Annotated in this window: 28 protein-coding genes; 8 read left to right on the top strand and 20 right to left on the bottom strand. The window is 64.5% G+C overall.

Annotated features, from left to right (window positions below; translation table 11 throughout):
* Positions 1-7 precede the first annotated feature (7 nt).
* From AC1U2B_RS14035 to AC1U2B_RS14020, 4 genes are all read right to left on the bottom strand, one after another.
* Complete coding sequence (locus tag AC1U2B_RS14035) at positions 8-1,381, bottom strand: sulfatase family protein (protein ID WP_480217256.1); 1,374 nt, start codon at positions 1,379-1,381, stop codon at positions 8-10.
* A 135-nt stretch (positions 1,382-1,516) separates the two neighbouring features.
* Positions 1,517-2,236, bottom strand: a complete 720-nt coding sequence (locus AC1U2B_RS14030) for an NUDIX hydrolase (protein WP_480217255.1) — start codon at positions 2,234-2,236, stop codon at positions 1,517-1,519.
* A gap of 26 nt (positions 2,237-2,262) precedes the next feature.
* Positions 2,263-2,748: a hypothetical protein gene (locus AC1U2B_RS14025; protein WP_071288407.1), complete on the bottom strand. Its 486-nt coding sequence runs from the start codon at positions 2,746-2,748 to the stop codon at positions 2,263-2,265.
* A 97-nt stretch (positions 2,749-2,845) separates the two neighbouring features.
* The gene (locus AC1U2B_RS14020; RefSeq protein WP_480217254.1) at positions 2,846-4,510 is read right to left on the bottom strand and encodes a purine-cytosine permease family protein; all 1,665 of its coding nucleotides are present in this window, start codon (positions 4,508-4,510) and stop codon (positions 2,846-2,848) included.
* A gap of 98 nt (positions 4,511-4,608) precedes the next feature.
* Here AC1U2B_RS14020 and AC1U2B_RS14015 point away from each other — a divergent pair, with 98 nt between their 5' ends.
* The 3 genes from AC1U2B_RS14015 to AC1U2B_RS14005 all read left to right on the top strand — a co-directional run bounded on the left by AC1U2B_RS14015 (position 4,609) and on the right by AC1U2B_RS14005 (position 6,560).
* Positions 4,609-5,256 (top strand): phosphatase PAP2 family protein, encoded by a 648-nt coding sequence (locus AC1U2B_RS14015; protein WP_260934051.1) that lies wholly within the window; start codon positions 4,609-4,611, stop codon positions 5,254-5,256.
* A gap of 47 nt (positions 5,257-5,303) precedes the next feature.
* Entirely contained in the window at positions 5,304-5,954 is a 651-nt protein-coding gene (locus AC1U2B_RS14010) for a L,D-transpeptidase family protein (protein WP_051954405.1), read from the top strand.
* A gap of 327 nt (positions 5,955-6,281) precedes the next feature.
* Positions 6,282-6,560: a hypothetical protein gene (locus tag AC1U2B_RS14005; protein WP_480217253.1), complete on the top strand. Its 279-nt coding sequence runs from the start codon at positions 6,282-6,284 to the stop codon at positions 6,558-6,560.
* Between the two features lie 8 nt (positions 6,561-6,568).
* Here the strand turns inward: AC1U2B_RS14005 and AC1U2B_RS14000 are convergent, their stop codons facing one another.
* From AC1U2B_RS14000 to AC1U2B_RS13975, 6 genes are all read right to left on the bottom strand, one after another.
* On the bottom strand, positions 6,569-6,967 hold the full coding sequence (locus tag AC1U2B_RS14000; protein WP_480217252.1) for a phage tail termination protein: 399 nt from the start codon (positions 6,965-6,967) through the stop codon (positions 6,569-6,571).
* The gene (locus AC1U2B_RS13995; protein ID WP_480217251.1) at positions 6,964-7,293 is read right to left on the bottom strand and encodes a DUF5403 family protein; all 330 of its coding nucleotides are present in this window, start codon (positions 7,291-7,293) and stop codon (positions 6,964-6,966) included. Before AC1U2B_RS13995 ends, AC1U2B_RS14000 begins: the two co-directional genes overlap by 4 nt.
* Positions 7,293-7,619 (bottom strand): hypothetical protein, encoded by a 327-nt coding sequence (locus AC1U2B_RS13990; protein WP_480217250.1) that lies wholly within the window; start codon positions 7,617-7,619, stop codon positions 7,293-7,295. Before AC1U2B_RS13990 ends, AC1U2B_RS13995 begins: the two co-directional genes overlap by 1 nt.
* Entirely contained in the window at positions 7,616-7,990 is a 375-nt protein-coding gene (locus AC1U2B_RS13985) for a Gp19/Gp15/Gp42 family protein (RefSeq protein ID WP_480217249.1), read from the bottom strand. Before AC1U2B_RS13985 ends, AC1U2B_RS13990 begins: the two co-directional genes overlap by 4 nt.
* Before the next feature lie 124 nt (positions 7,991-8,114).
* Positions 8,115-8,486, bottom strand: a complete 372-nt coding sequence (locus AC1U2B_RS13980; protein ID WP_480217248.1) for a hypothetical protein — start codon at positions 8,484-8,486, stop codon at positions 8,115-8,117.
* Positions 8,487-8,850: 364 nt separating this feature from the next.
* On the bottom strand, positions 8,851-9,027 hold the full coding sequence (locus AC1U2B_RS13975) for a hypothetical protein (protein ID WP_480217247.1): 177 nt from the start codon (positions 9,025-9,027) through the stop codon (positions 8,851-8,853).
* 186 nt (positions 9,028-9,213) lie between these two features.
* Between AC1U2B_RS13975 and AC1U2B_RS13970 the strand changes: the two genes are divergently transcribed.
* A complete protein-coding gene (locus AC1U2B_RS13970; protein ID WP_480217246.1) occupies positions 9,214-9,669 on the top strand; it encodes a hypothetical protein in 456 nt (151 codons plus the stop codon).
* Between the two features lie 346 nt (positions 9,670-10,015).
* Here AC1U2B_RS13970 and AC1U2B_RS13965 read toward each other — a convergent pair whose 3' ends face one another.
* From AC1U2B_RS13965 to AC1U2B_RS13930, 8 genes are all read right to left on the bottom strand, one after another.
* A complete protein-coding gene (locus tag AC1U2B_RS13965; protein WP_480217245.1) occupies positions 10,016-10,870 on the bottom strand; it encodes a phage major capsid protein in 855 nt (284 codons plus the stop codon).
* Positions 10,871-11,004: 134 nt separating this feature from the next.
* Positions 11,005-11,424, bottom strand: coding sequence for a hypothetical protein (locus AC1U2B_RS13960; RefSeq protein ID WP_480217244.1), 420 nt, complete (start codon positions 11,422-11,424; stop codon positions 11,005-11,007).
* 280 nt (positions 11,425-11,704) lie between these two features.
* Positions 11,705-13,681 carry a phage tail protein gene (locus AC1U2B_RS13955; protein ID WP_480217243.1) on the bottom strand — a complete coding sequence of 659 codons (1,977 nt, stop codon included), beginning with the start codon at positions 13,679-13,681 and terminating at the stop codon, positions 11,705-11,707.
* Positions 13,682-13,770: 89 nt separating this feature from the next.
* Positions 13,771-14,589: a hypothetical protein gene (locus AC1U2B_RS13950; protein ID WP_480217242.1), complete on the bottom strand. Its 819-nt coding sequence runs from the start codon at positions 14,587-14,589 to the stop codon at positions 13,771-13,773.
* Between the two features lie 894 nt (positions 14,590-15,483).
* Positions 15,484-15,636 (bottom strand): hypothetical protein, encoded by a 153-nt coding sequence (locus tag AC1U2B_RS13945; RefSeq protein ID WP_480217241.1) that lies wholly within the window; start codon positions 15,634-15,636, stop codon positions 15,484-15,486.
* A gap of 62 nt (positions 15,637-15,698) precedes the next feature.
* The gene (locus tag AC1U2B_RS13940) at positions 15,699-15,947 is read right to left on the bottom strand and encodes a hypothetical protein (RefSeq protein ID WP_480217240.1); all 249 of its coding nucleotides are present in this window, start codon (positions 15,945-15,947) and stop codon (positions 15,699-15,701) included.
* An 11-nt stretch (positions 15,948-15,958) separates the two neighbouring features.
* Positions 15,959-16,249, bottom strand: coding sequence for a hypothetical protein (locus AC1U2B_RS13935; protein WP_480217239.1), 291 nt, complete (start codon positions 16,247-16,249; stop codon positions 15,959-15,961).
* Positions 16,250-16,284: 35 nt separating this feature from the next.
* Positions 16,285-17,760 (bottom strand): recombinase family protein, encoded by a 1,476-nt coding sequence (locus tag AC1U2B_RS13930; RefSeq protein ID WP_480217238.1) that lies wholly within the window; start codon positions 17,758-17,760, stop codon positions 16,285-16,287.
* On the opposite strand from AC1U2B_RS13930, the gene AC1U2B_RS13925 reads away from it, so the two are divergent.
* From AC1U2B_RS13925 to AC1U2B_RS13910, 4 genes are all read left to right on the top strand, one after another.
* On the top strand, positions 17,759-19,726 hold the full coding sequence (locus tag AC1U2B_RS13925) for an Hsp70 family protein (protein WP_480217237.1): 1,968 nt from the start codon (positions 17,759-17,761) through the stop codon (positions 19,724-19,726). The two genes, AC1U2B_RS13930 and AC1U2B_RS13925, sit on opposite strands and share 2 nt — an antisense overlap.
* Before the next feature lie 100 nt (positions 19,727-19,826).
* Positions 19,827-20,078 carry a hypothetical protein gene (locus tag AC1U2B_RS13920; RefSeq protein WP_156127068.1) on the top strand — a complete coding sequence of 84 codons (252 nt, stop codon included), beginning with the start codon at positions 19,827-19,829 and terminating at the stop codon, positions 20,076-20,078.
* A gap of 6 nt (positions 20,079-20,084) precedes the next feature.
* Positions 20,085-20,555: a PASTA domain-containing protein gene (locus AC1U2B_RS13915; RefSeq protein WP_260934041.1), complete on the top strand. Its 471-nt coding sequence runs from the start codon at positions 20,085-20,087 to the stop codon at positions 20,553-20,555.
* 273 nt (positions 20,556-20,828) lie between these two features.
* Positions 20,829-21,677, top strand: a complete 849-nt coding sequence (locus tag AC1U2B_RS13910) for a glycoside hydrolase family 16 protein (RefSeq protein WP_081936485.1) — start codon at positions 20,829-20,831, stop codon at positions 21,675-21,677.
* Between the two features lie 46 nt (positions 21,678-21,723).
* On the opposite strand, the gene AC1U2B_RS13905 is transcribed toward AC1U2B_RS13910, so the two are convergent.
* Both AC1U2B_RS13905 and AC1U2B_RS13900 read right to left on the bottom strand, forming a co-directional pair.
* Positions 21,724-22,575 carry an MT-A70 family methyltransferase gene (locus AC1U2B_RS13905; protein WP_043390060.1) on the bottom strand — a complete coding sequence of 284 codons (852 nt, stop codon included), beginning with the start codon at positions 22,573-22,575 and terminating at the stop codon, positions 21,724-21,726.
* 79 nt (positions 22,576-22,654) lie between these two features.
* Positions 22,655-23,407, bottom strand: a complete 753-nt coding sequence (locus AC1U2B_RS13900) for a BglII/BstYI family type II restriction endonuclease (RefSeq protein WP_480217236.1) — start codon at positions 23,405-23,407, stop codon at positions 22,655-22,657.
* Positions 23,408-23,419 lie beyond the last annotated feature (12 nt).

The following is a 23,419-nucleotide window of genomic DNA, read 5'->3' as shown; positions in this document are numbered from 1 at the left end:
CTGAGTATTAATCTTGCGAGGTGGATTCCAGGTCGATTCCGCGGTCGGACGCCGCTGCGGACCGGCTCGAGGCGGGGCGCCCATGGAGGCTCAGATAGGTCCCGGTGAAGCGGTTCGAGATCTGTGTTCCGGTGAAATCCGAGGGTATGACATCGCCCGTCTGCTGCCGCCAGGTGTTGAGCTTGAGTGCCAATTGCGCTGCCACTGCATGGTATTCGGGCTGCACGTCGAGGAGCAGGTTGTGCCGCTCGGTGGGGTCGGCGTGTAGGTCGTAGAGCTCACGGGCCGGACGCGGGTCTGCGATGGCCGGCTGCACTGCCCGGCCCGGTGGGCTGTCGGCGATGTCCCACGGTAGGTCCAACAACGGACGCGAAGCATAGTTCTCGATGTAACTGAAGTCTTTTGTTCGCACTGCGCGAATAGGGTCGAACGAGTCGTGATAAGTCTTGGCGGTGTAGACCTCGGTGCGGATTTCGGGGCCCGCCGCCGCGCGGACCAGCGCCCCCGCGTGTGAAAGCCCTTCCACTTCAACCGGAACCGGCACGCCGAGCAGATCGAGCAGCGTCGGCAGCAGATCCACCCCACTGAACAGTTCGTCGTAGACGTGCGGCTCGATTCCGGCGTCGCGCGGCGGCCGCACGATCATGGCGATCCCGGTCCCGGCGTCGTACAGCGTCGACTTGGCCCGCGGCAGGGCCGGCCCGTGATCGGTGAGGAATACCACCCAGGTGTTGCGGTCCAGCCCTCCCGCCTGCAGTGCGTCCAGTAGCCGGCCCACCGCCGCGTCGGCGACGGCGATGGACCCGTAGAACTCGGCCAGATCGTCGCGGATGGCGTCGGTGTCGGGCAGGTAGTCGGGGACGGTGACGGTGTCGCTCGCCGCAGGCTCGTAGCGTTCCCGTGGGTACGGCCGGTGGGTCTCGAAGAATCCGGCGGTGAGCAGGAACGGTTTCTGCGGTGGCTCGCTGAGCCACCGCAGGGCCTGTTCGACGACGTACTCGCAGTAGGAATTCGACACGTCGAACTCGTCGAAACCCAGCCGCGACGGGAATGACGTCTCGTGCTGCATGCCGAACAGTGCTGTGTGCCAACCGGATTCGGAGAGCAGCTGGGGTAGCGTCTGGACGCCGGCGTGGTATTCCCAGCCGTGGTGCGCCAGCCCGACCAGCCCGTTGCTCTGTGGGTAGCGCCCGGTGAAGATGGAACCGCGCGACGGCGAGCACAGCGGGGCGGTGGCGTGGGCCCGGGTGAACAGGATGCCTTCGGCGGCCAGTTGGTCCAGCCGGGGGCTGCTGACGTCAGGGTGGCCGTATGCGCTGAGATAGCGCCCGAGGTCGTGCCAGTGCACGAAAAGTACGTTCTGGCCCGGCGATTGGGACACGAGTCGGCTACCTCCTACGATTCTGCTGCCGAACCAGCCATGCCACCCTGTGTTGGATTGTTGGACAAGGGTTTTACGCTGCGCGATTTGTGCATGTCCCGTAACGGCCAGCGTTACCAGACGTGCACAAACCACTCACCGCCAGGCGAACACCGGCTGCTCGAGCTCGTCCACGCGGTCGGGCCGGCCCTCCAGGCCGAGCCAGCGCATCTGCAGCAGGACCGCACCCGTGGGAGCGTGGATGAGGTCGTTGCCCAGCGGAATCTGCACCACCGGACGGTCGCTCTCCGGGATCGTGATGAACCGCGGCGAGTCCGGCCGTTGCAACTGGTGCAGCCCGACCCGATACACGGCCACCACCTCGTCCGGGGAGGGCTGCGGGTCCAGGCGGCCGCCACCCCACAGCACCACCGGCGTGATGACGTATCCGGAGCGGGTCGGGTAGTCGTCCAGCAGGCCCAGCACCGACTCGTCGGACAACTTGATGCCGACCTCCTCGTGCAGCTCCCGCAGCGCGGCGTCCACCACCGTTTCGCCGGGATCGAGGCGCCCGCCGGGCAGCGCCCACTGGGCGGAATGGGAGTTCAGCCGGGACGTCCTGCGGCACAACAGAAACGCCGCGCCGCCGGCGACGTCGACCATTCGGCCGTCCAGATTCTGGTCGGGCAGGGGCCGCCCGCCGATCCATTCGTCGACCGGAGCCGGGTCGATCCGGTCCTCACCGGGTTCCGAGTCCACCAGCACGATGGCCACCGCGGCGTGGCGCTTGCTCGGGTCGTCGACCACTCGCCGCCGGTGCCCGGCCAGGTGCGTCCCGACCTGCTCGCGCAGCGCTTCGTCGTACCGGATCGTCATCGGCCCGACGCTACGCCCCGGCCAGGTCAGGTGGTGGTGGGCATCCCACAGGCGAGGTAGACGTACTTGCTCGGGACGTCGAACGTGAACTTGCGCGCCGGCAGTGCCGCCAGCACCTCGGCCGGCAGTGGGGTCTTGTAGCGCAGCGACATCGAGCCCTCGAAAGTCGGATCGATGGCGGAGATGTCCGTGGCGTCCAGCAGTAGCCCGGAGTCGTCCAGTTCGGCCTGGACCATGGTCCCGGCCGGCGCGTCCCACGGGTGGTTGACGGTCTTGACGGCCTTCTTGGGGGCCGACGACAGCGTGCCGATGAGGCGTTTCTCCGTCACGATCAGCGCGCCGACCAGGCTGCGGAGGGTGCTCTTGGCGACCTTGCCGGGGATGTGGCCGGAGAACCGGAAGGTCACCGGCACGAACTCGGCCACGTGCAGGACGCCCTCGGCCTGGAGCTGCTCGCGGATGTCGTCGGGCACGTTTCCGATGCCGAGCATCTTCCGCAGCAGAACGGGCATGCCTCCAGCGTATGCCTCGGGGGTGAATCCACCACGCGAAACGGCGCCGAGCGTGGACGTGTTGTCCCGCTCGACGCCGTTCGTGGCCGTGTCGCCGTCAGGTCTGCGCAGGCAGGACGTGCTCTCCGGTCTTGTCGGTCGCCAGGCACAGCGAGCAGATGTAGCCGCCCTCGGCCGAGGCCAGCATGTCCGGCCGCTCGTACTCGTGGTGGCAGTTCTGGCACAGCAGGTGCGCGTCGGACGGGTTGCCGTACTCGTCGTACATCGGCAGGTCGATGCCGTCGTCGGTGCGGCGCAGGTAGTACTTGCCCTTGGTCGCGATAGCGAAGATCGGCGGCAGCACCAGGCCAAGCACGATCGCCACCAGCGGCGAGTACGGCCGCAGGGCCTCACCCAGCCCGCCGAAGAACGCGATCACCGACAGACCCGCCGCGATCAGCATGGATCCGAATCCGACCGGGTTGAAGGCGTAGAGCATGCCGCGGCGGAATTCGGGCTGCATCGGTGAGAGCTTCAGCACGAACTTGTTGAACACGATGTCGCTGGCCACGACCACGATCCAGGCCATACCGCAGTTGGCGTAGAAGCCGAGGATGGTGTTCAGGAAGTCGAACATGTTGGCTTCCATCAGCACCAGCGCGATCAGCAGGTTGACGCCGAGGAACACGATCCGGCCCGGGTAGTGGTTGGTGACGCGGGTGTAGGAGTTGGTCCAGGCCAGCGAGCCCGAGTAGGCGTTGGTGACGTTGATCTTGATCTGGCTGATGACCACCAGGATCACGGCCAGGGTCAGCGCCAGCCACTTGGGCAGGAAGTTGTCGTAGATCTCCAGGAACTGGTGCACCGGCTGGTTGGCGACGCCGGCGCTGTCGGCGACGTGCCCGATCAGGTAGACGGCCAGGAACAGGCCGATGATCTGCTTGATGGCTCCGAAGAACACCCAGCCGGGGCCGGCCAGGATCATCCAGGTCCACCACGACCGCTTGTTCTCGGGCGTCTTCGGCGGCATGAACCGTAGGTAGTCGTTCTGCTCGGCGATCTGGGCGATCAGCGACAGACACACACCGGCAGCCAGCAGCGTCGAACCCATGTCGAAGCCCTGCGCGCCGTTGGCGCCCTGGTAGGCGAAGAAGTCGTGGATCGATTCGGGGTGCGAGATCAGCAGGTAGCCGAACGGCAGGACCATCAGGACCAGCCACAGCGGGGTGGTCCACACCTGCAGTGTCGAGAGCACCTTCATGCCGTAGATGACCAGCGGGAAGATCACCAGTGTCGACGCCGCGTAGCCGAGCCACAGTGGTATGCCCAGGCCCAGTTTGAGGCCCTGGGCCATGATCGACCCTTCGAGCGCGAAGAAGATGAACGTGAACGTCGCGAAGATGACGTTCGTGACCACCGAGCCGTAGTAGCCGAAGCCGCTGCCGCGGGTCACCAGATCCAGGTCGATGTTGTAGCGGGCCGAGTAGTAGGCCACGGGAAACCCGGTCAGCAGGATGACGACCGCGAAGATCGCGATTCCGGCGAGCGCGTTGGTGGTGCCGTACGAGATGCCGATGTTGGCACCGATCGCGAAGTCGGCCAGGTAGGCGATGCCACCCAACGCCGAGATTCCGACCACGCGCGTCGACCATTTCCGGTAGCTGCGCGGCGCGAATCGAAGGGTGTAGTCCTCCAAGGTCTCTCGCGTCGCGGTCAACCGGTCCTGATCGACTTCTGGTACAGCTGTGGCCGGCAACGGCTCCTGGCTGAGGTCTTGGGTCATGGTTAGCGAAGCTATGGTCAGTTTGTTTCGTGGCCGTGACAAATATGTTCCGGCCCGTAGCGAATTTCTCGCCAGAAACGGAACTGAGAAGGAGACCGGTGACGAACCGCAACCGCTGGCTGATCGTAGCCGCGGCCGCGATCGGCTACGCCCTGCTGTGGGTGGGCTGGGTCGCACAGTGGTCCTGGGTGACGACGCTCGACGAGTCGCTGCTCGAACCCGCGCACCGTTACGGCGTGGCGCACCCCGGCTGGGTGCTGGGCTGGCGATGGCTGTCCTTCGTATTCGGTCCGTGGACCTTTCAGATCACTGCCGTGCTGGTCGCGTTCGTCGCGCTGGCCCGGCGGCAGCGGCGCACCGCGATCTTCCTACTGGTCGCGGTCGCGTTGTCGGGTTTGGTGACCGAGGTCGCCAAGGACATCGCGCAACGGGCACGGCCGCTGACCGCGCTGGCGCACGAACCGTCCTGGTCGTTCCCGTCCGGGCATGCGCTGGGCACCATCGCCGGTGCGCTGGGGCTGTGCGCGGTGTTCCGGATGGCTCAGGTGGCCCGCCTCCGGCTGATCGAGGTGCTCTGCGCGGTGATCGTGGTGGTCGTCGGGGTGAGTCGGGTGGTGCTCAACGTGCACAACCCGACGGATGTCCTCGCGGGGTGGTTGCTGGGCGGCGTGTGGTTCCTGGTGTGCCTGCCACTGCTTGCACCCAGCGGGTTTTCAAGCCGAAGCCCTATCGTGCCCAAACCTTGACCCGCCCTGGCTTGACCAGCCATCGGACCGTTCTCGACCATGGACGGGTGCGCCGACTGTTCGCTTTGCTGTGTGCTGCCGCGCTGGCGGTGGCACTGGCTCCGGTCGGCAACGCGGTGGTCACGCCGTGGTTCGCCAACTCGGTGGGTTCGGCCACGCAGGTGATTTCGGTTGTGGGCGTGGGCGGTTCGTCGGCCAAGATGGACGTGTACCAGCGCGGGCCCGCCGGGTGGGACGCCGTCGCCGTCGGCATCCCGGCGCACGTGGGCTCGAAGGGCATGGTCCCGCAGAGCCACGACGGCAACCTGCAGACCCCGATGGGCATCTTCACGCTGCCGTTCGCGTTCGGTACCGCGGCCAACCCGGGGACGGGTCTGCAATACGTCCAGACCACACCGGATCACTGGTGGGACGGCGATATGAAGAGCCCCACCTACAACACCATGCAGGTCTGCAAGCAAGCGCAGTGCCGCTTCGATACCGACCCGGCAAGTGGCACCGAGAACCTCGACATCACGCCCTACAAGTACGCCGTCGTCATGGGCGTCAACCCGCAGCGGACGCCCGGTAACGGTGGCGCGTTCTTCGTGCACATCGGTGACGGCCCGACGGCCGGATGTGTGGCGATCGACGAGGGCACCTTGGTCAAGGTCATGCGATGGCTGCAACCGGGAGCGCTGATCGCCGTTGCCAAGTAATCAGATATGAAGAGCAGCACCGGTTTTCGGCTTGAAATTCAAGTTTTCGAGCGGCCTCGTCGCGTCCTCGCCCATGTTGGACATTGCAACACACCGGGTGCACAGGCTCAGCCGGTTTGGTCCACAGGGTGGGCACAGCGGACGAAAAGTAATCTGCGAGAACGCCGTTCGTACGTGTCACAAGCTGCGCTGACACGGTCGCGCGTTAGGGTGGTGGGGTTATGAGCCACCAGCTGGGGTTCTCCAGCGCAAGTGATTGCTAAATGAATTTGACTCGCGTGGCTATTCCGGGTTGGAACAAGACGTGTACGTGTCAGACTCCCAAACATGGGAATGACCGAAGAAAACCGCGCGTGGGCGCGTGAAGCTCTGAAGGTACTCGACGCTGTCATCGAAGAGGACGGACCGGGTCCGAAAAGTGAAGCGGCGCTTGTTACAAGGCTGACTAGGCACAAAGACGAGCCAGTAGAGGCCGCGCTTAGCGAGCTTCTGGTTGGGATGGGAATGCTCGCTAACCTGCTCGTCCTGATGCGTAAACATGACAGCGACGTGTCGACCGATGAGACCATCGCGGAGCTTGGCAGGATCGTGGCTCCCCAACAGTGATGCCGGTCTTATGCCGCCGGCCGAATGCCTAGCCGAACCTTGCCCTCCACTGCGAACGTGTCCGGCACGCGGGAGGCCACCTGTGTGGCTCCCTGGGTCTCTGCCAGTGAGTGGACATGTCCAACTCCCGGAACAACTTTCCGACGTCGCACAGCGGCTCTCAGAGCCCCCAGGGCGTCCAGGTAGATGTCCTCGGCGTCACCGGGTGACTCCGCCGAATAGGCGGTCATCTCCACGACTGGGAACGTCAGCAGGTCCGGCATACCGGAGCCGATACCGCCGTCGCGGCGGAGGTGGACGTACGGCAATTGCCGGTGATCGGCGCCGGGCTCCCACGTGCCGATCGTGGCGCCCGGCAGGGCCTCCCGGAGGATCGGTAGAGCCAGTTTGGCGGGTCTGACGGTCATAGGGCATCTACCGCTCGGGTGATGACGTAGATGCCTTCGGGCGCCTTGGTTTTGGTGCCCTTGAAGATTCCGGAGGGGGAGTGGCCAAACTCCAGGGCCATAGCGTTGGGTCCCTTGAGCATGAATTCGGAATCCACCTCTCCGTGCTCCACTTCGATGTGAGCACCGGATACGGTCCCGTCGATCCGCTTGCGCTTGTGGCCGGCTAGACGGGCTTTGGCTGCGTTGCCGCCCTTGTTGGCTACGGCCTGGACCTCGGCGTTGACACCGTCCAGGTGGCTCACGATGGTGTTGATTGTCTTGTCCGCGTAGAGACGTACGGCCACTAGGCCCTCACCATGACGTACGACGTATGCCGCGTACGCGGGGAGCCGGTGTACTGCCGGGGTTCGCCTTCGATGGCGTACCGCTTGCCCTGCCACTCCACGGCACTCTGCGGGCCGAGGAGGGGGCCGCCTACCAGCCGGAGCCGGTATCGGCTCTCGGTGGTGAATCCGGTGGTTTGGTCCTCGGTGAAACCGATCGGCTGGACCGACGCACGGGCGACGATGCCGACGGTGCTCGGCCGGGTGATGGTGTTTCCGTCGGAGTCGGTGGTGACCCCCTGTGGGTAGACCGTGACGGCCTCAGTTCCCTTGTGTAGCAAGCTCACAGGGGCCTCACCAGGTTCGGGACGATGCAGAACATGCCGCCGGTCTGGACTCCGAGGGCCTGCCACTCGGCGGCCAGAATCTCCAGCTTGCCCGATGCGGCCTGTGAGCTGAACTGATACGAGTAATTGCCGTCGGACTCCGAGGTGTACCCCTCGGGGTTACGCACGAGGCGGAGAACAGCCTCGGCCTGAATCTGTTTGACGTCTTCGGCGTCGATCGTGCCGGCGGTGACCTGGTCGTCTAGGTCACGGATTCGCTTGCGGATAAGCCTCTCTGCGTCCGCTAGGCGGATGGTGACGAGGCCGGTCTCTGCGGGGTCCAGCTCCCGGCCTAATCGGGACTGGACGTCTGCGGGGGTGGCGTATGGCACCGGTAACTCCTGTCTACGGGGTGGTCTGGGTCGATGTGGGTAATACAGTCGTGGAGCCACGACTGGAACATGGCCATATCTGGGCCGGTGTCTTTGTGCGCGTTGGTATTCCAGCGCGTGGGCATTAGCGGTCATCCCACCTGACGCGGGCGGCGCGCCTGTTGCGGTCGGAGATGGACTCCCCGTCCCCGTTGTCCGGGAGGCCGAGAGCGCGTAGATGCTCGGTCAGTGTCTTTTGCTGGAACCGGATTTCGGCGATCAGCGGGTGAACGGTCAACTGTTTCGCAGACCCGTAAGGGCCTATCAGCGGCTGACCGGCCATACCGGTTTGCAGTTCGTCCAACCGGTCACGAACTCGACAAGCCTGCTCAAGTATGGCGACCAGGTGAGGCTCCTCGGTGAAGTTGAAGACGGCGCGGATGTCCCGCCAGAGGGCCTTACCGGCCTTGTGGAGCCCTGCCGGGGCACGGGGGATGGTTGGGGTTACCTCGGCCAACTTGGTCCCTTTCCGGCCCTTTCTGGGCCTGCTCTAGCCATGCATAAATATGCATGACGTGGGCGTTTAGTTCGTGGGAGTCGAAAATCTGAGCTATGCATATGCATCAGATGTCAGAGCCGCATTACCTCCCGGTCGGGGTGCCGGGGTGAGGGGCTCCTCCCGTGGGGGTGGGCTGCATGTTATGCATCAATCGCGCATAAACATTCCCTTGTGCTTGGCCTTGTGGATATGGAGCTGCGGCCGGTCCAACACGATGACCGGAGGGCCGGCGGAGAACGCGTACTCGGTGCCGTGTTTGTTGGCGCGTTGGATGGCTACGTCTTGCAACCTGTTGGGGTCGTTTCTGGCACGGCCTCGTGTGCTATGCGGCACGCCAGGCCAGCTCTCGCCATTGTTCCTTGGTCATACCGGACTGCTTGTATACCGAGGCGAACTCTTTGCGTAGCGCGGTGAGCGCATCGTTGAACGCGACAGCAGCGGACCATAGCTCGGCCGACCCGGGGTGGCCTTCACGACATATCCGTTCGGCTTTTGCCATCTCGTCGTCTGCTACGCGGCATGAAACAGCGCAGTAGTCATATCCGCTTCTCGGGTTTTTGGTGCAGCCTTCTCGCGGGCAGCGGGCTTGGTTCACGGTGTTCCTTTTCGGTTTATGTGTGGATTTGTCGTAGGGGCTGGATACCGTTGTGGTGCGGGACAGTCCGCTTACAACAAAGGGGTTGCCATGGCAGGGGAAGAGTCGGGGGCGGAGCGAGAGCCGTGGAGTAAAGAGACGCGTGACTTCACGCTTGACGCGCTCGCGGTCGCAAGAGAGAACATGGCGGGCGGGTCACGGTACGCGATGGAGGACGTCGCGGCCGAGCTGAAGGCAGCGGTGAAGCGACAGGCGGAGCGCGGGTCCACCAATTCCGAGGAGGGTGCGCTCGCCGGGTTCGTCCTCGGTTTCATTCGCCTGTCCGAGGCCCTGCTGTCTTGGATGCAGGCGGAAGCGGACAACAAAAAGATTCTGCTGGCCGATGTCAGGCGGAGGCTGCCCGACTATGAAGAGCCTGATACCTACCCTCACGAGCCCCGATGGGCGACGTGGGACGGGATGCTGCTGGATATTGAGAAGGCCATTCGAGCCGGCGCCGTAAGCGATTCAGAACCCGTGAACTTGCGGCAGGACGGGGAAGGCTAGTGACCGCTTACAACCTGCGAGTCAGGGAATTTGACGACGTACCGAACATCCGATTAGGTCCGGTAACCATGACGGTCCTGGAGCGGCTACAAGAGCTGCTAGCGGCCGGAGACGACGTACCGGCCGAACAAATCTGCGACTCGATACTGACGGCCGTAGCCAACCTGGAGGTCAACCTCGTTGTCCTCCGGACTGCGACTCAAAATGTTTACTCTCGCGTCCTCGATCTGGAATTGAGACTCCACGACAGTGGTTGTACGCTGCCAACTTCTGATCTACCCCAGATAACAGATTGGCAGGCAGGGGACGGCTAATCCGCCGTCCCCCAACCTATTTAGGCCCTACGTCACGGAGCGTCGTAGCCTCGGACGTTGGCAGCTTCGTGCAGGAAGCCGAGTCCGTAGCGGAAGTTCGCCATGATGTCGAGCGCGTAGTTCAGGAACGAAGACTGCGTGCTCCGCTCCACCTCGGTGCCCTGACGGATCACAAACACGTTGCGGGCCTTGGAGATACCCCAGAACTTGGTGCTGACGTCGACCAGAGGGCTAGTGACGACGGGGAGGCCGGCAATCACAAGATCGCCTGCATCGTTGTACGTCAGTAGCGACTCGTTAGAGCCGGTCGTCAGCTTCTTCAGCTTGAGGATGTCCCGGGCGACGTTCGGGTGCATAACCCACGAGGTCAGCTTTCCGCCGCTTGCTTCGGCGGCAAACTTGGCGTCGATGAACGGGTCCAGGTTGGCCAACGCAGCGCCGGTATCGACGGTGGTGTAGCTGGTGCTCAGCAGCCCGTCGGGACCGTCGGGGGTCGTGTTGCCGAGGAACGCAGCGTCAACAGCCAGTTTGATCTGTTCGACCAGCACACCGGCAACCATGTCTGCGGTGTCCGGAGTCGAGTCGGCGGCCAGCTCCCGCGACGCCCGGTGAGCGCCAGCGGTCCGGTAGATGTCTACCGGAATTTCAGTCGTGGTCGGATCGGCCAGCGCGATCTCCTGGAGCTGCTTGTAATGCGCCACGCTCGGGAACGAGACCAGCTTCGGGTACCGAATCTTGTCCTTATCGGTGGCGGTGCTCGTCGCCACGCGGCCGGCGACGGAGTCCGACTTCACGGCGACGTCCACCAGCTTTCCGAAGTCCTCGGGGGTGAATGCCTCGGCGGCAGAGGTCAGGCCGGCGCCGGTCATGTTGTTAACAAATGCCATTGGATTGTCCTTTGTGTAGGCATGACAAAGGCCCCCAGCGATATGCTGGAGGCCCGAATTGTGTTGCGGTGTATGAAGTTGTTGGGCTACCTCTCAGAGGCAGCTAGAAAGGAGCTCTACCGGCCTCGGGCCGGTCAGTGCTTCAGGAGAGGACCCCACGTCAGGGCTCGCCTGGCTACGCCTCCCCCGCCTTGGCCCTGCGTCGGGTCGACTGCGCGGGTGCGACGGAGGCCCGGCCGGGTGTCCAGCACGCCGGCTACGGCCTTGGAGACCAGTTCGGGGTCTACGTTGCCGTCGGCGTCCCGTAGGTCCGCCACGGTCACGCCGCCGAGGGTGAACAGGTCGGCTGGCTCGGCCAGCTTGTCCGCTAGCCGTTCGATCTCGGCCCGCTGGAGCTGCTCAATCCGAGCGGCAGCGGCGGTCAGTTCCTCACGGGCGGAATCCCGTTCGGTCCGGTACCGGTCCCGTGCCTCCACGAGGCCGGCGTTCACGTCCGGCTGGCCCTCTGGGCCGGCCTCGGGTACCTCGGCGGTCTCGGTGACGATGTCGGTCATGCTGCGGCCTTCCCCTTGTACCGGCGCATGAACAGCTCTCGCTGCGCGTCTACCCCGGTTGATGTGATTCCGAGGCGTGCGAGCTTGGCCGGGTCTTCAAACCACGGCAGGTCCCCGGCGTCTCGGATCGCCTGGAAGTAGTTCACGGTGGAGGTAAGCGTCCGTTGAAACGCAGCCTCTCTTTGTTCGTTGTCTCCCAATGGATTCCCTCTCTTGTCAACAAGAAAGCCCCCGGCGGTTGCCGAGGGCTCTAGTCGTATTCAGTTGTGCGTCAATGGTTTTAGTGGTATTGCAGCGCCCGCTTGTGGAGCGCATTCTGTTTGGCTGCTAGTGCCTCGTCCATATTCGACACTTGGAAGTTGAACGTATCGCCTTGCGGTTGAGCACCTTTGAACAGGTCTCCCGTCAGCGCACCCTTGCCGAGCTCCATCCCGTAACCCATGATTGCCTCCAGAGCGCCGTTGCCGGAGCCTCCGAGGTCGGTAATCAGTTGGTTTCCGTTCGCGCTGGCGAAGTCGAACGCCGAGTTGATCCCCTGATTCTTGTAGGTCCCGAGGTTCTCAAACGGCGCTTGGATGGCGTCTGCCAGCGACTGTGCGGTCTTACTGGCCGGGTCGATCATGGCGTCTAAGCCGTTCACGAACCCTTGCCCGGTGTACTGGCCGAGTTGCTCGAATACCTTCGACGGGGAGTGGATACCCAGAGCCGACTTGGCAGCGTTGATAGCGGACGATGCAAGGCCGGAGACCTTGTCGACCAACGAACTCACAAGTGAGCCAACACCGTTAATCATTCCCTGCACAAGCTGGACGCCTGCGTCCCAGCCGGCTTTTGCCATGCCGGCGAGTGCCGAGGTGACCTTGCCCGGAAGCTCGGAGACCACCGTGACAATCCGCCCCACGGCGTCGGTCAGTCCGGAGACCAACGTGTTCCACGCATCGGAGCCGGTTGTCTTGACGGCCTCCCAAGCGACGGATGCCGCCGTGGTGAGTCCGTCCCACATGCCGGACCAGTTGATGCCGGAGAACATGCCGCTGATCGACGTGAACAGCTTCTCCATCAACTGAATTGGGACCTGGAGGAGGAGTGGCAGCTTCTCAAATTCCCCGGTGAACAGCCGCAGCGGAGCCAGAATCGTAGTGAGCGTTGCCGACAGCACCTGGAACATCGGACCTAGAACGGCCATCGTCGCGTTGATGGCGTCCTTAATGTCGATGAACGTACTCACCAGGGCCGTACCGAATTTCGGGTCGGACAGCCACTCGATGCCCTTTGCGACTAGGTCGCCTACGAGGCCCACGACAACCTGGATCGACGCTCCGAGGTTGTCGAACGCAGCGGACAACTGCCCGTTGCTGGTCACCTTGGTAACCCACTTGTCGAACTGGGCTCCGATCTGCGAGAACCACTGGCCGATCGCTGGCAGCTTGTCGGAGAACCCTGTAGCAAGACCCAGTAGGGCGGAGGTGAACGCACCGATACCCGGCGCCGCAGCCTGGAGGCCGGCGGCGATGTTGCCGATGGTCCAGCGGATGTGGTCCAGTCCCTGCGCCGATGTCGCGGTGTCGATAGCGGACTTGGCCATCGCCCCGAGGCCGTCGATTACCTTGGGCAGTTGCGCTGTAAGCGTTGGGAATACGTTCTTCAGACCGCCGAGGATCGGCGTGAACACGTCCTCGGTTTTCTTCGACATCACAGCTTTGAGCTGGTCAAACGGAGCCTTGAGTTGCTCCGCCGCTTTCTTGAGTCCGTCGATACCAAGGGTTAGTGCCCCGATGGGTACCAACAGCGACGTAATCAACCCTGGGACAGCCGCTAGGGCGCCGGAGGCCAAGGCGATGGCCGGCGCGAGGACCGAGGCGATCAGGGCTCCCAGCGCGGCAATGCCGGCCATGCCGGCGAGTCCCTGCTTACCGAACCCTCCGGCGGTTCCCATGCCGGCCTGGAGGCCGGTGGAGACCTGTTCACCCGCTTGCTCCGCAGCCTTGGCCATCTTCGGGCCAAGAGCCTTAAGGGAATTCAGCGCGGTGTTGCGGTCTACCTCGGCTTTGATCTTGACCGTGGGACTCTCGGCGCCGAGTCGGGCCTTGAGCTCTGCCATGGTCTCCCGGAGCGATGTCCGGTCCAGATCGACCTTGACCTCTACGGGGTCTCGGGTCTGCCGTTCTAGGTCCCGCTCTAGTTCCTTGCGGAATCCCTTGGTGTCGGGGGAGACCTTGATGGTCACCCGGCCGACGTTCTTAGTTCCTTCGGCCATACGGCCTCACCTCCTTTCTGGGGGCATGAAAAAGGCCCCCAGCTGCTCGCTGGAGGCCCTAAGTTGTGTTAGTTGGTATGTCTGGGTGGTTAAGCCTTGATTGGCTCTCCTGTGGCCCTGGAGCGGTAAACCGCGAACGGGTCACGGGCTACGGGCGGCTCATCTCCGGGCTCCAGCCAGATAGTGGTCTCGGTGTCGTCGTCCAGGTCCGTGAACGGGTTCGTTGGGTGAATCGTCGGCTTGGCCCGCTCCTGTGGCCCTGGGGCATCCGGCTGGCTCTCGAATGCTTCGAGCTGCGCATCGAAGTCGGCCGGGAGGTCGAATCCGGCTGCGGCCGATTCGAGTTCCTCGAAGGTTCGAAGGGTGTCCTGTGGGACACCATTGGACTGACTAGTTGCTTCGCAGTTGGCTGCCCGAATACCCGACCCGAAAAACGGGTCGGTGGCAAGGGTGTCCTGTGGGACACCCTTCTCTGGAGAAGTTCCCTCCCCTATGAACTTCTCTTTAGGAGAAGTTCTAGGAGAAGTAGGGGTGTCCTGTGGGACACCCTTTACCGGTCCTGTAGGACACCCTTCTCCTTCCAATGGTGTCCTGTAGGACACCCTTTCGGGTTGGCCATCTGTGGCAAGGGTGTCCTGTGGGACACCCTTCGGGTAGGTCAGTCGGTACGTATTGGCAAGACCGGATGAGTTTCCAGACTTGACCACTTCGAGCCAGCCGGCCTCGACGTTCGCCGCAATCTGCTTGCGAACCCCTCGAATCTGGAGGCCGGTCGCCTCTGCGAGCGTCTCGGCCTTCACCCAGCCGACAAGGCTGTCGGAGTTCACATAGGTACGGATCACGTTGACCACGGACCTCTGGAGCTTCGGGTCTCCGTTGCGGTTGTATGCCTGATCCCAGAGGATCACGGCCGGCACGCTCACTTGCCGGCCTTCAATGCCTCCAGCTCGGCGCGGAGCACGTTACGTTCCACTCGTAATCTCGCGGATTCCTTGCGTAGCCTGATGATGTATTCCGCTACCTCTACGGGCAGGGTGGCCATGTCAACCATGTGTCCCCCTCTTGGGTTATCGCTTGCCACCTGGGCAAGCTGCGATGTGCGGCAACGTGTTTCGTTGCCTTGTTCAGGCGACTAGGGCCTGAAGTTTGACGGCGATTTCGACTAGCTGCGTTCGTGTCGGGTCGTCCACCATGGCGACTCGGTCCGCTAGTTCTCTGGCCAATGCGAGCGCGGCGCGGTTGCGCTCTCTGCGGCGCCGTTCGGCGTCCGCTTTGCACTTGCGGCAGTGGCCTTGTGTGTCACGGTCGGTCGATGTCTTGAGCTTGTGCCCATGCGGGCACTCGGGTGTAACGAGGTGCATCAGCTTTCCTTTCCGTGCACGTGTACGTGGATAGGCAAATGAGAGACACCCACGGCCAGAGAGGTCGCCGTGGGTGATCCCAAGGAGGAGGGACGCCGGAAAGAAAGGAAACGGCGTCCCGAGGGTGGGCCTAGCAGCGAGTAGGCCCGATGGCTGCGATCACTCCCCACCGAGGCGGATCAGCGAGCCAAGTTTGAGCGAAGGGGTTGACCCTCACACTTAGTAGTAGGTCTGACTTTCGGGATTTGGTCCCCACTTAGTAGTAGGTCCCTTTTCTGCGGATGTGCACGAGCGGTGTGGCCGGAGTCACCAACCGGTGGCTTTACCCTCACACTTGATAATGGGAGCCTTTTCCGGGGACTGCCCCTCCTGTGTGACTCACTTCACGGGCGTGAGGGCCAGGGCCGGCCGCAGCCGGACCCCTCCCCGCTGGTACCTACGTCACTCCGTGCGTTCGGTGGCTGTGAATCCGAGCTCGTTGTTTCGGATCGACTCGGGGTCGATGTTCCACACCTTCGGCGCCGCTACCGGGCCGGATGTCTCGTCCATCTTGTTGACCAGTTCCTGTACGGCCTGTTCGAGCTTGTCTGTCATTTTTCCCTCTCACTCGGTAGTAGGTGTCGACGGAGAACCCGCCCGACATTGTGTGACTCAGTTCACGCTGCGACATCATCGGGTATCCGCAGCGTCCACATGTGATCGGTACCGCCGTCTACCTCCAGGGCAGTGACGTACTCCAGGAATCCCAGCTCGTCTAGGTCGATCAATGCCCATTCGATGTCATCGTTGTCTAGGTCATCGGTGGCCGGCGTCCCGTAGAGCGCGATCGACGTTGCGACCAACCGACACACGTCGTCGGCGCCGTCGTGCCGGAGAACGGCGTCCAGCCACTCAAAAGCGTTCACCCCGTCGCCCATCACTTGCCGCCCGCCATGCCGGGGACGCACAGGTCCCAAGCCCCGGCCGGCATCAGCTCCCGCATACGTGTGGCTAGGCCGTCTTGGTCCCCGTGTGCACGGGCAAAGTTGGATATGTAGACGGCTACGTTGGTCGGTCCGCCGTCGGTGTTCCCGATGAGCTGGGACATGTTCCACGATGCGAGGTACTCGGCCGCCTCCCGGAACTTCCGGTAGTCGGTCAGCTCCAGGCCCTGGTTCCACAGGATCACGGCCATATCCGGAGCACCGGCAAAGTACAGAGACGGCATGTCGTCGATGACTAGCTCAGTCTCGAATTTCGTTGTCACTTGGTCCCTTTCATTCGTGCACGGATGTTCTCGGGGATGCACAGCTCGCCTCGGAATACGCCAGCCTGGGTGCGGGTCCTGTCTTCGAGCATCGCCCGTAGGCGAATGCCGGAGTCCAACAGCAGACGGCGCCGTCCCTCGGTGTCGGCGCCCTCCCATTGCTCCCCGTAGGTCACACCGGTAGGTACGTCCTCGGTCCTAGCTGGCTCCACGGGGAGCCGCTCTAGGTTGGCGATCAACGCATCTAGCTCTTCGATCTGGCCCGCCAGTGCCGCACGTACGGCGGCGGATGACGCCTTGGCCATCGCGGCGGCGATGTCCTCCATCGCCAGCTTTGCGTTCTCCAACTCGTCGGTGTGGTCGGACGCCGGAATCACCCGCTTGTCGTAGACCTCGACGTCCCCGAGGTGGCGGAGGAACGCATCCTCAAGTTCCGCCTCCAGCCGGTCCGCCTGGATGTTGCCGACTGTCTCGGTGCACTTCGACCGGCAGTAGTAGTAGCGGTACCGCTTGCCCTTCATCTCTGCGGACCGGTGATGGAGCAGGGCTCCGCAGCCGTAGCAGACGGCGACACCGAGCAAGGGGGACGCCTTGCCGGTTCGGTTGAAGTTGCGCGGCTTTTTGCGCCCGGCCAGAACGGATTGGAGCTCTCGGAACTCGGTGGCCGTCAGGATCGGCGGAGCCTTGAGAACCGTCGGGTCGGCGTCGTCTCCGTGGGTGGTGTACCCGAGCAACGTCTTGGACTCCAACAGCCGGTGCAACGTCGTGGTTGGCCACTTCGAGCCTCGGATCGGCTTGCCCTGGAGTTGCCGCGCTCTGTCGCTGGAGGACAGAACACCCTCCCGAGTGAGCTGGTCGGCTATCGACTGGACTGAGTCACCTCGGTGAACGTCTGCGATCACCCGCCGGATAACGGCGACGGCCTCGGCGTCGTGGACCAGCTTGTAGCCACCACCGGGGAGCTTCTCCGGCCGGAGGCCGTAGTGGAGCTGCTCACCGCCCCAACGGGCCTCCGCGCGTAGCTTCTTGCGGGACTGGAGAACCCGTTCCTTAATCGCGTTCCGCTCGACCTCGGCAAAGATGGATGCCAGCTTCACCCAGACTTGGCCCATCTGGGTATCGGTGTCGATTCCGTCGTCTACGCAGACGATGCGCTTGCCACGGTCGGTGCACCAACGGAGAAGGTTCTCGGTGTCCAGCGACGACCGGCTAATCCGGTCTAGCTTCCACGCGACCAACGTGTTCCAAGGTTGCGGCGGAGTATCTGTGAGCCAGATACCGAGACCGTCACGTTCAAATGGCGATACGGCACCGGAGGTGTCCAGGTCTTCGGATACACAGACAACGTTGGCATCATGGCCCTGTGTCCACCATGCGATCCGTTCACGCTGTCTGGCTACCGAGGTTGACTCCTCGGTCAGCCGGCTCAGACGGACAGCCCCTAGCACTTGTAGAGGTTGTTTCGTAGTCATGGTTGGGCAATCTATAGCGTTGGGGTTGTCGATCGGGACGACCAACCTGGTCGCGGCGCGCATCGGTGAACCGCCCATGGTGCGGCGCGCGGTGTTGAGCCTGTTCCGCGACCGCGCGCCGCAGGTCGGGCTGCCCGCGGATGCCGTCGACGATGGAGTGACGCTCCGCGGCTTCGTCGAACGCGTCGGTGATCCGGTGCCGATGGTGGCGCCCGACGGCACGGCGTATCACGCCGATCAGCTGGTCGCCGAGGCCCTGGACGCCATGATCGAGGCGTCCGGCGGGGAGCCGCCGACGGGGCAGCTGGCGATTTCCGTTCCAGCGCACTGGGATACCGCGACGCTGCGGGCCATGCGGGCCGTGATGCGATCCAATCCGAGTCTGGCTCCCAACGGCGTACCGGCGCGGCTGGTGTCCGATGCGGTGGCGTCGCTGACGGCTCTGCACGCCAACCCGGGTCTGCCGGCCACCGGTACCGCTGCGTTGCTCGATTTCGGTGGCGGCGGCACCAGCATCACGCTGGCCGCGGCGGACTCATCGTTCGAGCCCATCGAGACCGTGCGGTACACCGAATTCTCCGGCGAGGCCGTCGATCAGCTGCTGCTGTCACACGTGCTCGCCCAGGTCAGCGGTTCCGGGGGAGTGGATACCGCGGGCACCGCGGCTGTGAGTTCACTGGAGAAACTCCGTGAATCATGCTGTGCGGCAAAAGAACACCTGTCGGAAGCCGCGACGGCCACGGTGCCGGTGGACATTCCGGAGCACCAGGGCGACGTCGAGGTCACCCGCGCCGAGTTGACCGGCCTGTTGGACGAACCGCTGACCGGGGTGTTGGCCGAGCTCGATGATCTGTTGCAGCGCAACAAGATTACCTGGCAGGCCATCAGCTCGGTGGTCGCAGTCGGTGGCGGCGCCCGGATCCCGATGGTTGGCACGCGGCTCGCGGAACACGTCGCGGCACGTGGTGCCGCGGGCACTCTCGTCACAACCCCACAGCCCGCGCTGGATGCCGCGGTGGGCGCGGCTCTCTTCGCGGTGTACGGCGCCGACGCGGACGCCCAGACCGGGATGGCTCCCGCCGCGCTGCTGAGTGGCACCGCGCCGACCGCCGCCGTCGACGGCGGCTCGGCCACAGCGCCGGCCGCCCTCGTCACCGACCTCGAGCTGCCCGCCGACACGGCGGCCGACCGCGTGGTCAAGGCCACCGGCCCGTCGTTGGCCTGGTCCGAGGATTCCGACGGCGGCGGCGACCTGCTGCCCTACACGGGCGACGATGCCTTCGGCGACACCACGACGACCCGCGCGATCGCCCAGTACGTGGCACCGGCCGCGCCGGTGGACGCCGAACCGTCCAAGGCCTGGCAGCGGCTGCCACTCATCGTCTTCGGCGTCGCAGCCCTCGCGGCGATCGCCGCCGTCGGTGGCGTGACCATCGCGTTGACCGGCGACCGCAAGCCGGTCGCCCCGCCGACCACCCCGCCGCCGTCGATGAGCGAGTCGCCGACACCGCCTCCTGCGCCGCCTCCGGTCGAGCCGCCGCCCAGCACGGTCACCGTCACCAACGAAGTCCCCGCGCCGCCACCGCCGCCGCCGAGCCCGACGTACCAGCCGCCGGTGACCCATGCACCGGCGCCGACGCACACCACCACGACGCACGCCCCGACGACGACTCCGCCGCCGTCGACCACCACCACGCCCACCACGACCGAGCCGCCGCCTCCGCCGCCTCCGCCGCCACCGTCTACGACGGAGACGACGACCTCGGCGACGCCGACCATGACGACGAGCTATATCCGGCTGCCGTTCGTCCCCGTGCCGATCCCGATCCAGGTGCCAAAGGGGCCCGATCAGCCAGTGGAATCCCAGCCGCCGGCCAACCCGTACTACCCCCCGCAGCAGCAATATCCGTACGGGCAGTACCCGCAGCAATATCCACAGCAATACCCACAGCAGTACCCATATTGATGATTTGAACTGCGTAAATCGCTATTGACGCAGGCGTCAGACTATGGCGTGAACAGGAATTTAACTTGCCCGCATATCACGAATGCGGGAACCTTGTTCTATGAATCTGGCAAGAACTCGTTTGGTGGGCCTCGTTGGCGCCGCGGCGATGGTAGCGGTCGGTGTGATCGGCGCGGTTGCCGCCGGAGTCACTGATGGCGGCGCGGTCGCAGGTTCTGACCATGCTCCGACCAACACCGTTTTCAACAAGCCTGAAGTGCCGGATGTGAACATCGGCGCGACGCAGACGTGGGCTCCGGCGACTTCAACTGCGCCGACAATGAGCGCCGCGCCGGCAATTAAGGCAGGATAGGCGCCTATGAAAACTGCATGGGGTGTTGCTGCGGCAACGTCGCTGGGTGCTGTTGCGTTGATGTGCAGTGGCGTGGCTTCCGCCGGCTCTGCACCCAATGTGGTCGGCCAGAAATTCAGCGACGCACGATCTGCGCTGGCTAGCGCGGGTTTCAAGCCGTTGGTGTCGACGACGGTGGGCGATCAGCTCCAGTGGCCGAGCTGTGTGGTGACCAATCAGGTCGCCCGCACGGTCTCGGCACCGGCCAACAGTGGCGGTTCGAGCAGCAATCAGGTTTTGCTGTCGCTGAACTGTGAGGCCGCGTTCGCCACCCCGGGCAGCCCGGGCAACTCTCTGGGCAGCCCGGCGGGCTCGCAGGCCTACGCCTCTGCGTCTGCATCGGCAGCTGCCGCCGCGGCGTCGTCGTCAGCTGCTGCCGAGGCGGCTGCGGCTGCCGAAGCGGGCCAGGTCTGGGAGGGCCAACAGTCCGGACGCTGAACCTGAACGGCTTGTTACCGGACGGTTTCAGTTTTTTTCGGCGGTGTCGAATACCCGGCTGACTGCAAAACCGGGTACTCGACATTGCTGATTCGGAGAGTTCGCCATGGACTCGCTGGCTGGCACGGATATTTCACGTGAACCATGTTTTGCTGATGGCGTGCTGTCGCATGCCCGAAGACGATGAGAATGCCGCTCTGACAGGTGATTTCAAGCGTGTCGCAAGTTGCGTCAAGTCTGCCTGAGCGGCTTGTATATTCCACTGTGCCGGAAATGGATCGTCGTAACTTGATGCGCGCGTCGGGGCTGGGCCTGTTGGCCGCCGCCGCGATGCCGTCCCCCGCCGCTCTGGCGGATCCTCAACCGGGCAGCTCGCCCACGCCGCCGCTGGCCCCGCCGCCGGCCGCGCAAACGCCCTCCTACATCTTCCACGACGAGTTCGACGGCCCCGCTGGTTCGCGGCCCGACCCCGGCAAGTGGAACATCTCCCCGCAGCGCGAGACCATCAAGAACCCGGTGTTCTGGGACCGCCCGGAGAACATGGGCCAGTACCGCGACGACCGGGAGCACGTCTTCCTGGACGGCAAGGGCAACCTGGTCATCCGCGCCACGCGCGACGCCAACGGTAGGTACACGAGCGGCAAGGTCTTCGGCACCTTCTGGGGTGGCATCAACACCACCTGGGAAGCCCGGATCAAGTTCAACTGCCTGACCAACGGTTGCTGGCCGGCCTGGTGGCTGTCCAACGATCACCCCGTCGTCGGTGGCGAGATCGACCTGGCCGAGTGGTACGGCAACGGCGAATGGCCGTCGGGCACGACCGTGCACGCGCGGTCGGACGGCACGTCGTTCGATACCCACCCGCACCCTATCGACGGCGGCTGGCACACCTGGCGCGTCACCTGGAACGACGCCGGTATGTCGTTCTGGCAGGACTACGCCGAGGGCATGCAGCCGTACTTCTTCGTGCCTGCGAACTCGCTGGACGACTGGCCGTTCAACCTGCCCGGCTACTCGGTGTTCCCGGTGCTGAACCTGGCTGTGTCCGGTTCCGGTGGCGGCGATCCCAAGGGCGGCAGCTACCCGGCCGAGATGCTCGTCGACTACGTGCGGGTCTGGTAGACCGCCGACAACTGTCAATGGGCCCCGCTTCGGCGGGGCCCATTCTCTATTGCGGCCCGCGACCGCGGAACGTGGTGCCGGCCCGCTCCAGCAGTCCGCGCACGCGGGTGATGCCATAGCCGGTCTCCTCGGCGAGCTGGCGGATGCTCTCGCCGTTCTCGTAGCGGATGCGCAGTTCCTTGCCGATGCGTTCGGACGTCGTCGGGTCCAGCCGAACGTGCTTGGTCACGGGTGGCACGTCGATGGCGCCGCCGGCGTAGCCCTTGTGCACCTGGCCGCGCGGCGTGACGTCGTCGGCGGACTCGTCGCCCCAGGCGGTCCAGCCCGGCTGCGGGTGCCGGGCGAACAGTTCCAGGTACGGGCCGGGGGAGCAGGCCTCGATGAAGCCGTACTGCTCGTCGGGCTTACGGGAGTGCTCGCGCTTGCGGGTCTCGATCATGTTGACCTGGCTGCGGGCGTGCGGCAGCGTGCGCATGCTGCCGCGCACGCCGAACAGGATGATCTCGGTGACGTTGCGGAAGTAGAAGCCGACACCGCGGCCGTCGGGCCCGCCGTCCTTGCGCCGCTTGGCCCAGATGACGTTGGAGACGTAGCGGTAGCCCCAGGCCTCCATCACGCGCAGTCCCTCGGGCAGCAGCGCGTTGGGCACCCACAGGTACAGGTGCGAGTCGCGTGCCGCGACGGTGGACACCGGGATGTCGCAGATGGCGTCGAGGTCGAGGGTGGAGTAGCGGTCCAGGCGCCGGTGTTCCGGCGCGACCTTGCCGGTCCGGTTGGTGAAACGCCAAGGGGGGTCGGCCAATACGGTCTTCCAGCCGCCGTCGACGGTGGGCAGCGGCGGCGGCGCGGCGATATCGCGCAGGGGAGCGGCCTGTTCCTGGTCGCTGCGTTTCGCCACGTTGACACTCCTACCTTCGAATTAGATCTTTTCGAACGGAGAAGATCTTCACGAAATCGTAGGCGATGACACCGACAGGTCAGGCCTCCCAGAGGCCAGCGAGTCCGGATTCGTCGGTTGTGGTGTCTGCGGCGTCCGGGTCTGGGGTGTGCTCAACCCAGGTGCGGGCGCAGATCGCGACCGCCAGCAGCGGGCAGCCGCCACTGTCGCCGCGTTGCATCCGCGGCCGCAGTTTCTCGGTGTTGGTGGTGGTCGTGGTGGCCAGAATCCGGCGGGCGCGCTCGTCGTCCATGCCGGCCTCGATGCCCAGCCGGTAGCCCAGGGTGCGCAGGTCGGTCTGGGTGCGGGTGATGATGACGGCGACGTCGATCAGCGCCGCGTCGTACAGCGCGCGGTAGGCGCTGAGATCGCGATCGAGGTTGCCGTCCTTGGCATTCCACTCCACATCGAGTGCCAGCCGGTCGACGAAGTTGTCGACCTTGTAGCCCTCGTTGAACACCTCGGTGTCCGCCAGGGTGGGGTGCGCTTCGCCGGCGGGCTTGTGCGGCATCTTGCGCAGCTCGAGGCGGATACGGGTGTCGACGCGTGCCTCGCGCCAGCCCTTGTCGCGGAAGGCGGTGTTGAGCCGCGCTGCCAGCTCGGTCTCCTGGCCCCCTGGTTGGACGAGGTCGTCGGTGCGCAGCTGAAATTCGTGCAGGGCGCTGAGGAGCTCGTCGAACCGCTGCGGGTTGGTGGCGGCCAGGATCGCGGCGGCGTTGCGGGTCTCGATGAACTCGTACCGGTCGCGGATGTGCGGCGGCAGCACGCGGGTGTACGAGTCCGTCAGATCCACGGGGCGACGGTA

The organism is Mycolicibacterium sp. P4_G11 (assembly GCF_056555145.1).
Note: the sequence above shows the minus strand (reverse complement) of the source record. Positions and strands in the feature narration are given on the sequence as shown.

What these genes read in the sequence shown, in the direction of transcription:
- AC1U2B_RS14030 (WP_480217255.1), bottom strand. Translation starts at nt 2,236, where the DNA reads ATGACGATCCGGTACGACGAAGCGCTGCGCGAGCAGGTCGGGACGCAC.
- AC1U2B_RS14025 (WP_071288407.1), bottom strand. Translation starts at nt 2,748, where the DNA reads ATGCCCGTTCTGCTGCGGAAGATGCTCGGCATCGGAAACGTGCCCGAC.
- AC1U2B_RS14020 (WP_480217254.1), bottom strand. Translation starts at nt 4,510, where the DNA reads ATGACCCAAGACCTCAGCCAGGAGCCGTTGCCGGCCACAGCTGTACCA.
- AC1U2B_RS14005 (WP_480217253.1), top strand. Translation starts at nt 6,282, where the DNA reads ATGGGAATGACCGAAGAAAACCGCGCGTGGGCGCGTGAAGCTCTGAAG.
- AC1U2B_RS14000 (WP_480217252.1), bottom strand. Translation starts at nt 6,967, where the DNA reads ATGACCGTCAGACCCGCCAAACTGGCTCTACCGATCCTCCGGGAGGCC.
- AC1U2B_RS13975 (WP_480217247.1), bottom strand. Translation starts at nt 9,027, where the DNA reads ATGGCAAAAGCCGAACGGATATGTCGTGAAGGCCACCCCGGGTCGGCC.
- AC1U2B_RS13970 (WP_480217246.1), top strand. Translation starts at nt 9,214, where the DNA reads ATGGCAGGGGAAGAGTCGGGGGCGGAGCGAGAGCCGTGGAGTAAAGAG.
- AC1U2B_RS13965 (WP_480217245.1), bottom strand. Translation starts at nt 10,870, where the DNA reads ATGGCATTTGTTAACAACATGACCGGCGCCGGCCTGACCTCTGCCGCC.
- AC1U2B_RS13960 (WP_480217244.1), bottom strand. Translation starts at nt 11,424, where the DNA reads ATGACCGACATCGTCACCGAGACCGCCGAGGTACCCGAGGCCGGCCCA.
- AC1U2B_RS13955 (WP_480217243.1), bottom strand. Translation starts at nt 13,681, where the DNA reads ATGGCCGAAGGAACTAAGAACGTCGGCCGGGTGACCATCAAGGTCTCC.
- AC1U2B_RS13945 (WP_480217241.1), bottom strand. Translation starts at nt 15,636, where the DNA reads ATGACAGACAAGCTCGAACAGGCCGTACAGGAACTGGTCAACAAGATG.
- AC1U2B_RS13935 (WP_480217239.1), bottom strand. Translation starts at nt 16,249, where the DNA reads ATGCCGTCTCTGTACTTTGCCGGTGCTCCGGATATGGCCGTGATCCTG.
- AC1U2B_RS13925 (WP_480217237.1), top strand. Translation starts at nt 17,759, where the DNA reads ATGGTTGGGCAATCTATAGCGTTGGGGTTGTCGATCGGGACGACCAAC.
- AC1U2B_RS13930 (WP_480217238.1), bottom strand. Translation starts at nt 17,760, where the DNA reads ATGACTACGAAACAACCTCTACAAGTGCTAGGGGCTGTCCGTCTGAGC.
- AC1U2B_RS13920 (WP_156127068.1), top strand. Translation starts at nt 19,827, where the DNA reads ATGAATCTGGCAAGAACTCGTTTGGTGGGCCTCGTTGGCGCCGCGGCG.
- AC1U2B_RS13915 (WP_260934041.1), top strand. Translation starts at nt 20,085, where the DNA reads ATGAAAACTGCATGGGGTGTTGCTGCGGCAACGTCGCTGGGTGCTGTT.
- AC1U2B_RS13910 (WP_081936485.1), top strand. Translation starts at nt 20,829, where the DNA reads ATGGATCGTCGTAACTTGATGCGCGCGTCGGGGCTGGGCCTGTTGGCC.